This is a genomic window from Magnetospirillum molischianum DSM 120 (genome assembly GCF_000294655.1).
Lineage (GTDB): Bacteria > Pseudomonadota > Alphaproteobacteria > Rhodospirillales > Magnetospirillaceae > Phaeospirillum > Phaeospirillum molischianum.
The window spans coordinates 88,371-101,234 of sequence record NZ_CAHP01000053.1 but is presented as its reverse complement, the minus strand read 5'-3'; the positions used below and the strand labels follow the sequence as shown (position 1 = coordinate 101,234).

Below are 12,864 nucleotides of genomic sequence, written 5' to 3'. Positions count from 1 at the left end.
TCATCAGATCGCGGGTGGCGAGAACGTCGCCGATTGAGGATTCGGTAAAGGCCCGTCCATCGGGGCGGATCGCAAGAGCGCCTTTTTCCAAGCAACGTGCAGCCAACGGAATATCGTTGGTGACGCAGATATCGCCGCGCTCGATCAGATCTACGATGCGTTTATCGGCAACGTCTGGACCTTCGGGAACGACGATCATTTTGAACAGAGGGTGATCGGGCAAGCGCAGCCAGGAGTTTCCGACGACTGTGACCACCAGTTCATAGCGCTCGGCGACACGGAACGTTTCCGCCTTGACCGGACAGGCGTCTCCATCGACGAAGATCGCAGTCACGATATGCGACGAGCCAACAGAGCCTCGCACCCCAACGACCGAGCCAGACGGTCGAAAGCACGGTCGAGGTCAAGAACGAAGGCGGGGTTTTCGGAAGGCATTTCAAGCACGAGGTAGCGTTGCTCGGCGACGAGGCGGGTTTGCCGCAACAGGTTGGGCGCACCGCCGGAAAGGGTATGGGCCAACCGCAGCGCTTGACCAACGGCACGGCAGCGGCGAAGCGAGTCCTCGTCGAGCAATTGTATCGCGCGAGCGACCGCGGGAGAGTCTTCGGCTCCCTGATAGCGACAATAAATGGTAAAGGCGATCGCGGCGCGATCATCGTGAGCGACCCCCATGAAGGGGAGTCGGAGGATACGTAGAAAGGCCTGTTCCGCACGATAATCGGGGTGTTCGTTCCAGAAAATGTCGGAGACGATGCAGGCGGCATGGCGCAGGCGGGCAGCGTGTGCGGTTTCGTTCGGAAAGAGAGGGGCCATCCAGGCCAGCACTTCGTCACCATGTTCGGGAAAACGGGAATTATTCGCCGCCATTCGACGGCACACCGATAGCAGTGGATCTTCGGCGCGCATACGCTCGGGCAAACGACGGAAGAACTGCCCCTCACGCATGCCATAAATCGAGAAGACCAACCGCGACGGTTCAATCGCACGCGTCACCCGTTCGAGGATCAGGGCGGCAAGCGGCAATCCGGGGAGGCGCTTCCGCGACAGGCCGGGCACCTTATCCAACGACTTACGACTTTGCGCCGAGACCAGATCAAGCAAAGACAGCGCCTCTTTCGCATCAAGCGAAAAATTATCAAGGACAGTCAGGGGATGGTGGGTCTGAGCAATGCATATCCGGGCCAGGGCACGCCATGCCCCGCCGACGGCATAAAGGTTGCGCCCCCGCCCCTCCTCCAGCCAAGAGATCCCCGACAATCTGCTTTCGACGATCTCGCCAGCGCGACCGCGATCTTCGCCCGACGCTTCGGATAGCCGGAGCAAACCCAGCGGCATGGTAACGTGGCGACCGGACTTGCCGCCCTGCACCGTTACCAGTTCCAACGAACCGCCACCAAGATCGGCGACAATCCCATCGGCGTCGGGCGAGCCGCACAGTACGCCCGAAGCGGCCATCTTCGCTTCCTGTCCGCCTGACAAAACCTTGATACGGACGCCGTGGCGTTGTTCCAGATCCGCAACGAAATCACCGCCGTCCTCGGCATCGCGAACTGCCGCCGTTGCCAGGATGTCGAGCCGTTCGACCTCCATCGCCCGGCAAAGAGCGACAAATCGCCCGACCACTGCTCTGGCGGCCAGGACACCTTCGGGATTAAGACGGCCGGAACTTCCCAACCCTCGCCCCAGAGCGCAAACGCCCTTCTCATTGAACAGCGGCACGGGAACCCGGTGGGCAATGTCGTACACGCACAAACGGATGGAGTTCGAACCAATATCAATAATACCAATCGGTTCCACGCGATGCCAGACTTTCACGGCACTCTCCTTAGTGTCCGGCCTGTAGCTTCAGCTTTCGCCCTCGCTCGACCGCGCTGCCCCGCCCGGACAGCGATGGATAGGTCATGAAATAGGTATGGGCGTTGAATGCGCCTACCCCAGCCCGAACGCGTTCGAACGCGCCGTCGGACTGCAATATCCACGATTGGGCTTGATCCTTGAGATTGGCCATCATGATCTGTTCCAAAATCTGAGCATGAACGGTCGGATTCTCGATCGGAACAAAGGTCTCCACCCGCCAGTCCATGTTGCGTGGCATCCAATCTGCGGACGAGATAAACACTTTGGCCTGACGCGACGGCATACGGTGACCGTTGCCGAAACAAACGATGCGGGCATGCTCCAGAAAACGGCCGACGATACTCTTGACCCGGATCGTCTCCGACAGGCCCGGAATGCCAGGGCGCAAACAGCAGATGCCGCGAATCACCAGTTCGATCTTCACTCCGGCCTGCGAGGCGCGGTAGAGCGCATCGATCAACTGGGGATCGACCAGGGAATTCATCTTAGCCCAAATCGTCGCGGGACGACCGGCCCCGGCATGAGCAATTTCCGCCTCGATCAGGTCAAGCAGAGTCTGGCGCAGATGCAGCGGTGCGATCACCAGTCGTTCCAATTTTTCCGGCTTCGCATAGCCGGTCATGAAGTTGAAGGTACGGGAGGCGTCACGACACAGCGCCGGATTGCAGGTGAAGAACGATAGATCGGTATAAATCTTCGCGGTGATCGGATGGTAATTGCCGGTGCCGAAATGGACGTAGGAGACCAGATTGGGACCTTCCCGCCGCACCACAAGTGATATTTTAGCGTGAGTCTTCAATTCCATGAAGCCGAACACGACCTGAGCCCCAGCGCGCTCAAGGTCACGGGCCCAGCGGATATTCGCCTCTTCGTCGAATCGGGCCTTCAATTCGACCATGCAGGTTACCGACTTGCCCGCCTCGGCCGCCTCCACCAGCGCCTTGACGATCGGACTATCGGCGCTGGTGCGATATAACGTCTGCTTGATCGCGACGACCTGGGGATCGCGCGCCGCCTGGCGGATGAACTGAACCACCACGTCGAAGCTTTCGAACGGATGGTGGACCACGATGTCCTTTTTGCGGATCGCGGCAAAGCAATCGCCGCCAAAATCACGCACCCGTTCTGGAAAACGAGCGTTATAGGGGGGAAACAGCAGATCAGGCCGTTCATCAACGATCAGCTTGCTGGTATCGACCAGTCCCAGCAATCCATCGATCTCGAATACGTCGGTCTCATCGACATTCATTTCAGCGATCACCAGACGACGCAAGTCGTCGGGAATACCGACATTGAACGACAAACGGATCACGTTGCCGCGCCGACGCCGTTTCAGCGCGGATTCGAACACCCGGACCAGATCCTCGGCCTCTTCGTCGATTTCCATCTCGGAATCGCGGATGACCCGGAACAGGCCCCACGATTCCATGCTGAACCCTGGAAAAATGTGATCGAGGAACAGTAGGACGACATCCTCGATCGGCAAAACGCGGATGGTCTCGCCAGGCAAACGGATAAAGCGCTCGATCTGGCTGGGCAAAGGCAGCAAGGCACGCAGCACTTCACCGTCGTCAAGCTTGCACAAATGCAGCACCAGGGCGAAACCGCCATTGGGCAGAAACGGAAATGGATGGGCCGGATCGATCGCCAACGGCGTCAATACCGGAAAGACATGATCCATGAACCGGCGTTCCAGCCAGACCTCGTCACTCTCCGACAGTTCGGATCGGGCGATCACCGCCAACCCGGCCTCGCGCAGTTCGGCCTTCAGCGCGTGCCAGCCGTTCTTCTGAGCCTCAAGCAGCTTGGTCGCCTCAAGATTGATCGCAGCCAATTGCTGCGCCGGAGTCAAACCATCCTGGCTGGGATTGATGACACCAGCATCGACCTGACCTTTCAGTCCTGCAACGCGCACCATATAGAATTCATCGAGATTACCAGCAGAGATCGAGAGGAAACGCAATCGCTCTAGCAGGGGATGATGACGATTAAAGGCTTCATCAATAACCCTGGCGTTAAAAGCCAGCCAGGAAAGCTCGCGGTTGATGAAGCGGTCCTTCGAGTCGATGCCGATTGGGGGGAGATCGACTGACTGCGGAAATATCACCACTGTTTCTCCGATCGAGTGGGGATGGTCTCCCCGCGATCTGTTATATATGCTCTTGCCAATCATGTCATGGCCGAGGCTGAGGGGACCATGCGAAAACTCTTCCTGCTCCGACACGCCAAATCGAGCTGGGACGATCCTGTTCTGGCGGATTTCGACCGGCCATTAAGCCGTCGAGGCCATGAAGCGGCGGTCCGCCTCGCCGCTTTTGTCGAACGTTATGGCCTTACTCCCAAACTGGCACTGGTTTCGACCGCACGACGCACCCGAGAGACATGGGAAGCGCTGGCCCGGATCATGCCGACAGTTCCCGCCAGCTATGAACCCGGCCTGTACGCCGCCGGTCAAAGCGACCTGTTCCAACGGCTCCAGAAGCTTGATCCACCGCTGGAGTCGGTGATCCTGGTCGGACACAACCCAGGACTGGAGCGGCTGGCCGATTTCCTGAGCAACAGACAAGGCGAGCCGGTGGCGTTGGACCGGATGGCGCGAAAGTACCCCACCGGAGCCTTAGCCGAGCTGACCCTCGACATCGCCGGATGGGATGAACTGGAATGCGGCTGTGGCCGGATCACCTGCTTTACCCGCCCGGTCGATCTTAATGGCGAAGACGACGATGATTGATGCGTAAAATCGATAACAGGACACCGCTCTGGCGCATCCTGACAGAAAAAACAGACATCCTCCCTCTTTAAGTGCGTCTTAGCTGGCATGCGGTTCCATCGTGACGACATCGCACTGCACATAAGCTGCCAGGGATGTTCGCCGCCAACGCGATGTGCTAAGTCATTCACCCCTATTTGCAGCAGGGATGTCGCAATGGAGCGTTTAATCGAGGGATTTCAACATTTCCGCGCCACCTATTTCGAAGAGAACAAGACTCTGTTCGAAACTTTGGCTCAAAGCGGACAAAAGCCAAAAGCATTGTTGATTGGCTGTTCAGATTCCCGGGTCGATCCCGGCCTGCTCTTCGGGACTCAGCCGGGCGAGATGTTCGTGATCCGCAACGTCGCTAATCTGGTCCCACCATTCGAAACTACAGGCACCTATCACGGAACCTCGGCGGCGATCGAGTTCGCTATCCGCCGACTTGAGGTCGAGCATGCCGTGGTACTGGGCCATGCGGGTTGCGGCGGTGTCCGCGCTCTGATCGAACAGAGTGCTGCCGATGGCACCAACTTCGTCCGCCCCTGGATGGATATTGCCCGTACCGCCCGCGACCGCTGTCTTGCCCTGGCTCACAGCGCTGGCAAGACCATCGATTACGCCAGAGAGATGTGTGAAAAGGAAACGGTTGCGGTCTCGCTCGCCAATCTGATGACTTTCCCGTGGATTCGCGAACGGGTCGAGCAGAAAAGGCTCACTCTGCACGGCTGGTGGTTCGATGTGGAAAAAGGAACCCTGTGGCGGCTCGATTGTCAGTCAAACACGTTTCAGCAAATCGCCTGAACGGATAAATTAAAGAGGGGGGACTTGATCCCCCCTATTCCTTCCCCTTCTCGCGCATCAGCCGTGCCTTATCGCGGTTCCAATCGCGCTCCTTAATCGCTTCCCGCTTGTCGTGCAGCTTCTTGCCCTTGGCCAGACCGAGCTGGACCTTAGCCAGACCACGCGGACCGAAATGGATGTCAAGCGGCACCAGGGTCATTCCGTCCTTGGTGATCGCCCCCATCAATTTGGCCATTTCCCGCTTATGCAGTAACAGCTTGCGCGGCCGTCTCGTTTCATGCGGGAACGGCATCTTCGATTGGTATTCGGGGATATAGGCGTTGAACAGATACAACTCGTCATGCATCGGCCCGGCATAGGCTTCGTTGACGTTGCCTTTGCCGACCCGTAGCGACTTGATTTCGGTGCCGACCAGCATGATTCCCGCCTCGACCTCCGAGACGATGAAGTAATCGTGCCGGGCGCGGCGGTTCTGGGCGGCGATATGACCGGGAAGCGACATCGTTGCCTCAGATCAGGCCGAGGGAGCGCATCGCCGCCTCGACCTTGGCCCGTGCGGCGGCAGACGCCGGCACCAGCGGCAAACGGACATCCGGCTCGCCCCGACCGAGCAGATTGAAGGCATACTTGACCGGCACCGGATTGCCTTCGCAGAACATGGCATCGTGCAGCGGCATCAGGCGGTCGCGGATCTCGAAACAGGTCGCCAAGTCGCCCTCGGCCCATGCGTTCTGCATCTGGGCACACAGACCGGGAACAATGTTTGAGGTCACCGAGATACAGCCGACGCCGCCCTGAGCATTAAAAGCGGTCGCGGTGGCGTCCTCGCCGGACAACTGGCACAGCCGGTCACCGAGCGCGGCGCGAATCTGCAACGGCCGGGCAAGATCGGCGGTGGCGTCCTTGATCCCAACGATGTTGGGGATTTCCGCCAGCCGGACGAAGGTCTCGACCGAGATGTTGACCACCGAGCGGCCGGGAATGTTGTAGACGACGATCGGAATATCGACCGCCTGAGCAATTGCCTCGAAGTGGCGAAACAACCCTTCCTGGCTGGGCTTGTTGTAATAGGGCGCGACCACCAAGACGGCATCCGCACCGGCATTACGGGCATGACGGGTCAGATCGATCGCCTCTTCGGTCGAATTAGAACCGGCTCCGGCGATCACCGGAACCCGACCGCGGGCGACTTCAAGGCACAACTCGACCACCCGGTGGTGCTCGGCGTGCGACAAGGTCGGCGATTCGCCGGTGGTGCCGCAGGGAACCAGAGCGTGGGTGCCTTCTTCGATCTGCCAGGCGACCAGATCCTGAAACGCCTTCTCATCCACCCGCCCCTGGCGGAATGGAGTGATGAGGGCGGTGAGAGATCCTTTGAACATGGCAGACATCCAGGTGACGTGTTGAAAACTGAGGAAGAGGACATTAGCTCCAACCCGCCGTCGGAGCAACGGGGCAAGAAGGGCCTTTGACTATCCACCCCAATCGATAGAGGCGGCATCGCGCAGAACCGCTTCGGCTGCGGGGGTAAAGGTACCGTCGTCGCGATGCAACACCAGCCCCGGCAGCAAGGCGAAGGGCGTCCGCGATCCCTTGCGTGCCGCGACGATCACCCGACCGGATGGACGTCCAGGCTTTGGCCACAGCGGCAGCACCCTCACCTCCCCCAATCCCCGCCCGGAGAAGGCCGCCAGCAACTCGCCCAGCCGGTCGGCGCGATGGATCACCCACAGCCGCCCCTTTGGTGCCAGCAGCCGGACCGCCGCCTTGATCCAGGCGGACAAATCTCCGGCGGATTCGACATGGGCCAGCGCTTTCGAGCCTTCGGGCGGGGCGGTGCCGCGTCCAGGCGGCTGGAATGGGGGATTGGTCATCACATGACCGAAGCCACCGGCGGCGACCTCGGGCGGTGGGGACAGAGCCGACCCCTCGACGATTCGAAAGTTGTCGGCGACGTGACCATTGGCAAGGGCGTTACGCCGGGCCAGGGCGGCCATCCCGGCTTGCAGTTCAAGGCCCGTGACCCGCGCCAGCGGCTGCCGTGCCAGCAGACACAGCCCCGCCGCCCCGACGCCGCAGCCGAGATCAAGCACCGTCTCGCCCGCGTTCGCCGTCACTGCGGCAGCAAGAAACACTGGATCAATGGCGGCGCGATAGCCTTTCGAAGGCTGACAAATCCGCACCCTTCCGCCGATTAGACGGTCCTCTGTAACGATCCCAACGTCGTCGCCCGGCATTCTCCCTCCAAAAAACCCTTAACGCTCTGCGATGTAAGCTTGACCGACTTTCCGCCGCAACACTATGTTCGTCCCGCGATCCGGCAGGGATCGGTGTGGGAGGAGTTTGGGTACCGTGGCGATTGAGGGCTCTCTCGACGTAAATGGCGACCGCGTGGCCAAAAGCCTGGACGGACTGATAACCTTGGTAAAGGACGACCTTGAACAGGTCAACCGCACCATCGTTGATCACATGCACAGCCCGATCGCCCTGATTCCACAGTTGGCCGGGCACATCATCGCGGCTGGCGGTAAACGCCTGCGCCCGGTGCTGACCCTGGCCTCGGCCAAACTGGTTGGCTATGAGGGCGACCGCCACGTCAAACTGGCGGCGGTAATCGAGCTTTTGCACACTGCGACTCTGCTCCATGACGACGTCGTTGACGAATCGGAGTTGCGCCGTGGCCGGGCCTCGGCCAATGCCCTGTTCGGTAACCAGCCCAGTGTGCTGGTTGGCGACTTCCTGTTCTCCCGTTCGTTCGAATTGATGGTGGAGGACGGTTCGCTAGCGGTTCTGGCGATCCTGTCGCGCGCCTCGGCGGTAATCGCCGAAGGCGAGGTGCTCCAATTGATCACCGCCAACGACACCGAAACCACCGTTGAATCCTACCTTCAGGTGATCTGCTCCAAGACCGCGGCTCTGTTCGCCGCCGCCTGCCGCATCGGCGCGGTGGTCGCAGACCGGCCGAAGGTGGAAGAGGACGCTCTGGCGGCTTATGGCCTCAGCCTCGGCATCGCCTTCCAGCTGATTGATGACGCTCTTGATTATTCCGCCCGTGAGGCTGAACTGGGCAAGACCGTCGGTGACGATTTCCGCGAAGGCAAGATCACCCTGCCCGTCATTCATGCGTTCCACGCCGGTGACGAAGAAGAAAAGGCGTTCTGGCGCCGCTGTCTGGAAAAGCTGGAACAGGAGGACGGCGATCTCGAACGCGCCACCGCCCTGCTCGCAAAGCACGGTAGCGTTACAGCCACCATTCAGCATGCCCGCCAGTATGGCGAGGAAGCTCGTAGCGCTTTGTCGATCTTCCCCGACTGTCCGGCTCGTCAGGCGATGCTCGACGTCATCGATTTCTGCATCGAACGCGCTTATTAAGCGGAACGCCTTCCCCCCGATGTGAATCGGGGGGAAGAGTCCGACATAAAAATCCAAGCCTCTGTGTTTTGCGGGCTCGTCCAGAGAGAGCATCTCCCTCTGAGGCTGGGTTCATGGCGTGCCTTCTCGAATGGGGTGAGGCAAAAAGCCCCCCTCCCTCTATGCTGTTCTACCCTACCCGGCCGGTGCGGATCACCTCCGCGAACCAGCGATAGCTGTCCTTCGGCGTCCGCTTCAGGGTGTCAAAATCGACCCGAACGATTCCGAACCGCTTTGACAAACCAAAAGCCCATTCGAAATTGTCGAGCAGCGACCACACCAGATAGCCTTTGACGTTGCAGCCATCCTTCAAGGCACGGGCGACCTCGGCAACATGGTCCTTCAGAAAAGCGACGCGCTCCGGGTCGTGAACCTGCCCGTCGGGCGACACAACATCGTCATAGGCCGCGCCGTTCTCGGCGACAAACACCTCTGGATTGCCGTACAGAGTCTTTAATTCAAGCAGCAGATCATACAGCCCATCGGGCTGAACCGGCAGAGCCATCCCGGTCCAACGATTGCAATGGGCATCTCCCCAACCGACATCGAACGGGCGGCCTGGCTCGTGCCGCATCGTCATGCGGGAATAATAATTGATCCCCAGCGAATCGATTGGAAAGCGGATCGTCTCTAAATCGCCGGGCTTAACGATCGGAGCCATCTTTTCGGCCAGAACATCGGGAATTGCCCCGCGCAGCACCCCGTCCAGCGCCACCCGGTTCCACACCGCATCCCAGCGAATTGCGGCGGCGCGGTTCAGCGGTTCGTCGTTCTCGGGGCGAGAGGGTTGCAGGTTACAGATAGTGCCGACACGGACATTCGGACGTTCAGCCCGGATCGCCCGGAATGCTGCTCCTTGGGCCAAATTCTGATGATGAAGAACCTTAAGGATACCGAGATCGCCAGCACGTAAGCCNGGGGCGTGGTCGGCAGTGCCGTAACCACTGACCGCCACCACATTCGGCTCGTTCAGGGGGTACCAATCCTTAACCCGATCCCCCAACCGGGCAACGGCGATCCTGGCATAATCGGCGAAGGGGCCGACGATCTCGCGGCTTTGCCACCCCCCCATGTCCTCCAGCGGCTGGGGCAGATCCCAATGATAGAGACAGGCCATAGGCCGAATCCCTGCCTTTAGAATTTTATCAACTAAACGATCATAGAATTCCAGACCCTTGGGATTGACAGCACCAGTTCCCGCAGGAACGATCCGGGGCCATCCCAGCGAGAAGCGATAAGCGGAAAAACCCGCTTGCTTCATCAGGGCGACATCCTCGGCATAGCGATGGTAATGGTCACAGGCGATCCGGGCCGAACTTCCGTCCATGATATGGCCATTGGCGGTGAACGTATCCCAGATCGAAGGGCCACGGCCATCGGTCTCGGTAGCGCCTTCTATTTGATAGGCCGCAGAGGAAGCGCCCCAGAAAAAGTCTTTAGGGAACTGGCGGCTAGGTGCGGCTTCGGTTGGTCTGACGACGGTCATGGCGGCAAACCCAGCGAGGAACTGGCGACGATTTGGTTTCATGGTCACACCGTGGGGCGCGAGTGAAAGCCGGGTCCAGCCGGAACTTCGGCGGACTCAACCGAAAGGTGGGAGACGCGGGCAGCGGGAGGACCTATTCGGCAAGCGGCAATCATAGCATCGACCATTGCGGCCGAGCCATGAAACAAGGCTTCAACCGATCCATCGGAGCGGTTGCGAACCCAGCCGGACAGGGCACAAGCGGAAGCCTGCTCCACTGTCCAGCCCCGGAACCAAACACCCTGGACTCGGCCCTCGATCACCACTCGAACGCTTTTTGTCTCCGTCATGACCAAGATTAAAACATGGTCGTGCGGCGGTGACTACAGCCAGCCCAACAGCTTCCACCAGAGAAAATCGAGCGGCAGCAGGACCACCACACTAATCAGAGCTAACAAAAGGCATAGATCACGAGCGGGTTTCAGTCGTTCGCCGCCCAGATGCATAGCCACCACTAGAGGCGCGGATTCATAGGGAAGAATCGGGTTTGAAAAGCCCAGAACCTGGCTCATCAGAACCGCCTCGACCGGCCATCCCGACGCCTCGGCGAGTCGCCCTGTCAACGGAGTCAGCACCGCCGGAACGCCGGGCAACGTCGTCGCCAGCCCCAACAAGGTTGACAGTGCCGCCAAACTGGCAAAATTGCCGACATCATGGCCGGGCGACAACGGCAGCAGGGTTAGAATTGCCTCGGCCAACCGAACCCCCAGCCCCGAAGATCCCACCAACGCCCCCAGCCCCATGATCCCGGCAACATAGATCATTGATCCGTAATTAACTTTCTCGCTGAAAGCCTTGCGATCGACCAGCCCGATCCCCGGCAGCAACAGCAGCACCGCCGCCGCCATACTGACCCAGGCCGGGCTGACGTGGTGGAGGAAGTCGGTAGCCCACAACGCCAACGCTAGCGCCAACAGAGCCGACAGGCGGATCTCGGCCGTACTCATCGGACGAGAAACATCACGTTCCACCGTGGCTTCTGAGCGGGGAGTGTCAGGCCATAACCGGACGATCAGCACCACCATGATCGCCGTTTTCAGCAGGCCGAGAACCGGAAAATGAAGCAGGAGATACTCCCCATAGCTGGGGCTGGCATACCCCAACGTCTCGGCCGAACCAACCAGAACCAAATTGGGCAAATTGGCAGGCAAGACCGAAAAGGTCGGCACGTGGCAACCAAAGGCGGCGGCCAGAACCACCCCGACATGACCGTTTGATCCGGGCTGAAATCCGGCGCGGGCAGCCAAACCCAACGCGATTGGCATCAGCAGGATGGCGCGCCCCATCGACGAGGGCAGCAAAAAGCCCAGAGCAACCCCGATCAAGGTGGTTCCGGCGATAACACCCCAATAGGTTGAACCAAAGGCAAGACTGAGCCGGATGGCAATCCGCTCCCCCAGCCCTGTGGAACGGACCGCGACCCCCATCACCAATCCACCGAACACCAACCAGAGCGCAGCCGATTCAAATCCACCAAACACCACCTGGGGGGGAGCCACCTTCAACAACATCGCTGCGGTAAAGAAGATCACCGCCGTTACTGGTTCCGGCACCACCCCAGTAGCCCATAGGCCGATACAGGCGACAGCAAGCGCCAGAGCCTGACTTTCGCCACCGGGCAACGGATGGATGACCAGAATCGCCAGGCCGGCAGCCAAAGCCACCCAGGCAACCGCCTGGGCTGGTGTCAGACGCGGCAGGGAGAGAGAGGGGGACATTGCGCTTGTCCTTAATGTTTCATGTTACGTGTTACGGTAAACCCGTTTGCGCCAGACGGCAAGCTCGGGCAGGATCGGGAACGCGCCCTCTCCGCGCACTTTTCGGAATGAGTATGATGAAGACGTTGACGCTGAAACGCACCAATCTGGCCGAACAGGCCTATCTGGCAATCCGTGAGGATTTGCTAACCGGCGAGAGATTTCTTCCCGGCGATAAAATCAGCGTCGAGGATCTGTCGCGCCAATTAGGGGTCAGTCGCTCGCCGGTCTGGGCTGCGATAGCCCGGCTGGAGGCTGAGGGAATGGTCGAAGTGCGGCCGCGTCAGGGGGTGTTCTTCGTTGGCTTCGACATCAACCGCCTTCGCGAGATCTTCCTGGTCCGCGAGGTGCTGGAAGGAGCCGCAGCCCGGCTGGCGGCTGAACGGGCGACAGCGGAGGAGATCGTCGAACTGCGCCTGTCGATCGAACGACAACGCGCCTTCATCCAGGCTGGATCGATCGAGCTTTATACAAACGAAGCCAACGTGTTCCACACTCGCCTGACCGAGTTGGGCGGCAATGCCACTTTGACCGGACTGGTGGCACAATTATGGACCCGGATCACCGCAATGTGCCTACGCCGCAACCGCAAGGGAGGTGATTTCGACGAGCGAACCGACGAACATGTTGGAATGGTCGAGGCGCTCGCCCGTCGTGATGGCGACGCCGCCGAAGCAATCACCCGCGCTCATATCCGCCGCTTAGCAGACTCGATGCGGGCCACAGACCTTACGTGAGAGAAACGACCGGGATCCAAG

13 protein-coding genes are annotated in these 12,864 nt (G+C 59.9%); 4 read left to right on the top strand and 9 right to left on the bottom strand.

What is annotated here, in order from left to right; genetic code table 11:
- The 3 genes from PHAMO_RS16770 to PHAMO_RS16760 all read right to left on the bottom strand — a co-directional run.
- Window positions 1-334: YaiI/YqxD family protein (locus tag PHAMO_RS16770; RefSeq protein ID WP_040567733.1), on the bottom strand; the 334-nt coding region annotated here is incomplete at its 3' end.
- Window positions 331-1,815: a Ppx/GppA family phosphatase gene (locus PHAMO_RS16765; RefSeq protein WP_002731096.1), complete on the bottom strand. Its 1,485-nt coding sequence runs from the start codon at window positions 1,813-1,815 to the stop codon at window positions 331-333. The genes PHAMO_RS16770 and PHAMO_RS16765, both read right to left, overlap by 4 nt.
- A gap of 10 nt (window positions 1,816-1,825) precedes the next feature.
- On the bottom strand, window positions 1,826-3,967 hold the full coding sequence (locus PHAMO_RS16760; protein ID WP_002731088.1) for an RNA degradosome polyphosphate kinase: 2,142 nt from the start codon (window positions 3,965-3,967) through the stop codon (window positions 1,826-1,828).
- A gap of 87 nt (window positions 3,968-4,054) precedes the next feature.
- Between PHAMO_RS16760 and PHAMO_RS16755 the strand changes: the two genes are divergently transcribed.
- The gene (locus PHAMO_RS16755) at window positions 4,055-4,588 is read left to right on the top strand and encodes a SixA phosphatase family protein (RefSeq protein WP_235720875.1); all 534 of its coding nucleotides are present in this window, start codon (window positions 4,055-4,057) and stop codon (window positions 4,586-4,588) included.
- A gap of 195 nt (window positions 4,589-4,783) precedes the next feature.
- Window positions 4,784-5,413, top strand: a complete 630-nt coding sequence (locus PHAMO_RS16750; RefSeq protein ID WP_002731086.1) for a carbonic anhydrase — start codon at window positions 4,784-4,786, stop codon at window positions 5,411-5,413.
- Window positions 5,414-5,447: 34 nt separating this feature from the next.
- Here the strand turns inward: PHAMO_RS16750 and smpB are convergent, their stop codons facing one another.
- The 3 genes from smpB to PHAMO_RS16735 form a co-directional block, all read right to left on the bottom strand.
- Window positions 5,448-5,915, bottom strand: a complete 468-nt coding sequence (smpB, locus tag PHAMO_RS16745; RefSeq protein WP_002731085.1) for an SsrA-binding protein SmpB — start codon at window positions 5,913-5,915, stop codon at window positions 5,448-5,450.
- A gap of 7 nt (window positions 5,916-5,922) precedes the next feature.
- Window positions 5,923-6,795 (bottom strand): 4-hydroxy-tetrahydrodipicolinate synthase, encoded by an 873-nt coding sequence (gene dapA, locus PHAMO_RS16740; RefSeq protein ID WP_002731083.1) that lies wholly within the window; start codon window positions 6,793-6,795, stop codon window positions 5,923-5,925.
- A gap of 90 nt (window positions 6,796-6,885) precedes the next feature.
- The gene (locus PHAMO_RS16735; protein WP_002731082.1) at window positions 6,886-7,650 is read right to left on the bottom strand and encodes a tRNA1(Val) (adenine(37)-N6)-methyltransferase; all 765 of its coding nucleotides are present in this window, start codon (window positions 7,648-7,650) and stop codon (window positions 6,886-6,888) included.
- 115 nt (window positions 7,651-7,765) lie between these two features.
- Between PHAMO_RS16735 and PHAMO_RS16730 the strand changes: the two genes are divergently transcribed.
- The gene (locus tag PHAMO_RS16730) at window positions 7,766-8,785 is read left to right on the top strand and encodes a polyprenyl synthetase family protein (RefSeq protein ID WP_002731081.1); all 1,020 of its coding nucleotides are present in this window, start codon (window positions 7,766-7,768) and stop codon (window positions 8,783-8,785) included.
- 169 nt (window positions 8,786-8,954) lie between these two features.
- On the opposite strand, the gene PHAMO_RS16725 is transcribed toward PHAMO_RS16730, so the two are convergent.
- The 3 genes from PHAMO_RS16725 to PHAMO_RS16715 are packed head-to-tail and all read right to left on the bottom strand — an operon-like array spanning window position 8,955 to window position 12,067.
- Window positions 8,955-10,310, bottom strand: coding sequence for a GH1 family beta-glucosidase (locus PHAMO_RS16725; protein ID WP_002731080.1), 1,356 nt, complete (start codon window positions 10,308-10,310; stop codon window positions 8,955-8,957).
- 44 nt (window positions 10,311-10,354) lie between these two features.
- Window positions 10,355-10,639, bottom strand: coding sequence for an acylphosphatase (locus PHAMO_RS16720; protein WP_040567728.1), 285 nt, complete (start codon window positions 10,637-10,639; stop codon window positions 10,355-10,357).
- 33 nt (window positions 10,640-10,672) lie between these two features.
- On the bottom strand, window positions 10,673-12,067 hold the full coding sequence (locus PHAMO_RS16715; protein ID WP_002731078.1) for an SLC13 family permease: 1,395 nt from the start codon (window positions 12,065-12,067) through the stop codon (window positions 10,673-10,675).
- Window positions 12,068-12,180: 113 nt separating this feature from the next.
- Between PHAMO_RS16715 and PHAMO_RS16710 the strand changes: the two genes are divergently transcribed.
- A complete protein-coding gene (locus tag PHAMO_RS16710) occupies window positions 12,181-12,843 on the top strand; it encodes a GntR family transcriptional regulator (RefSeq protein WP_235720873.1) in 663 nt (220 codons plus the stop codon).
- The last annotated feature ends 21 nt before the right edge of the window (window positions 12,844-12,864 follow it).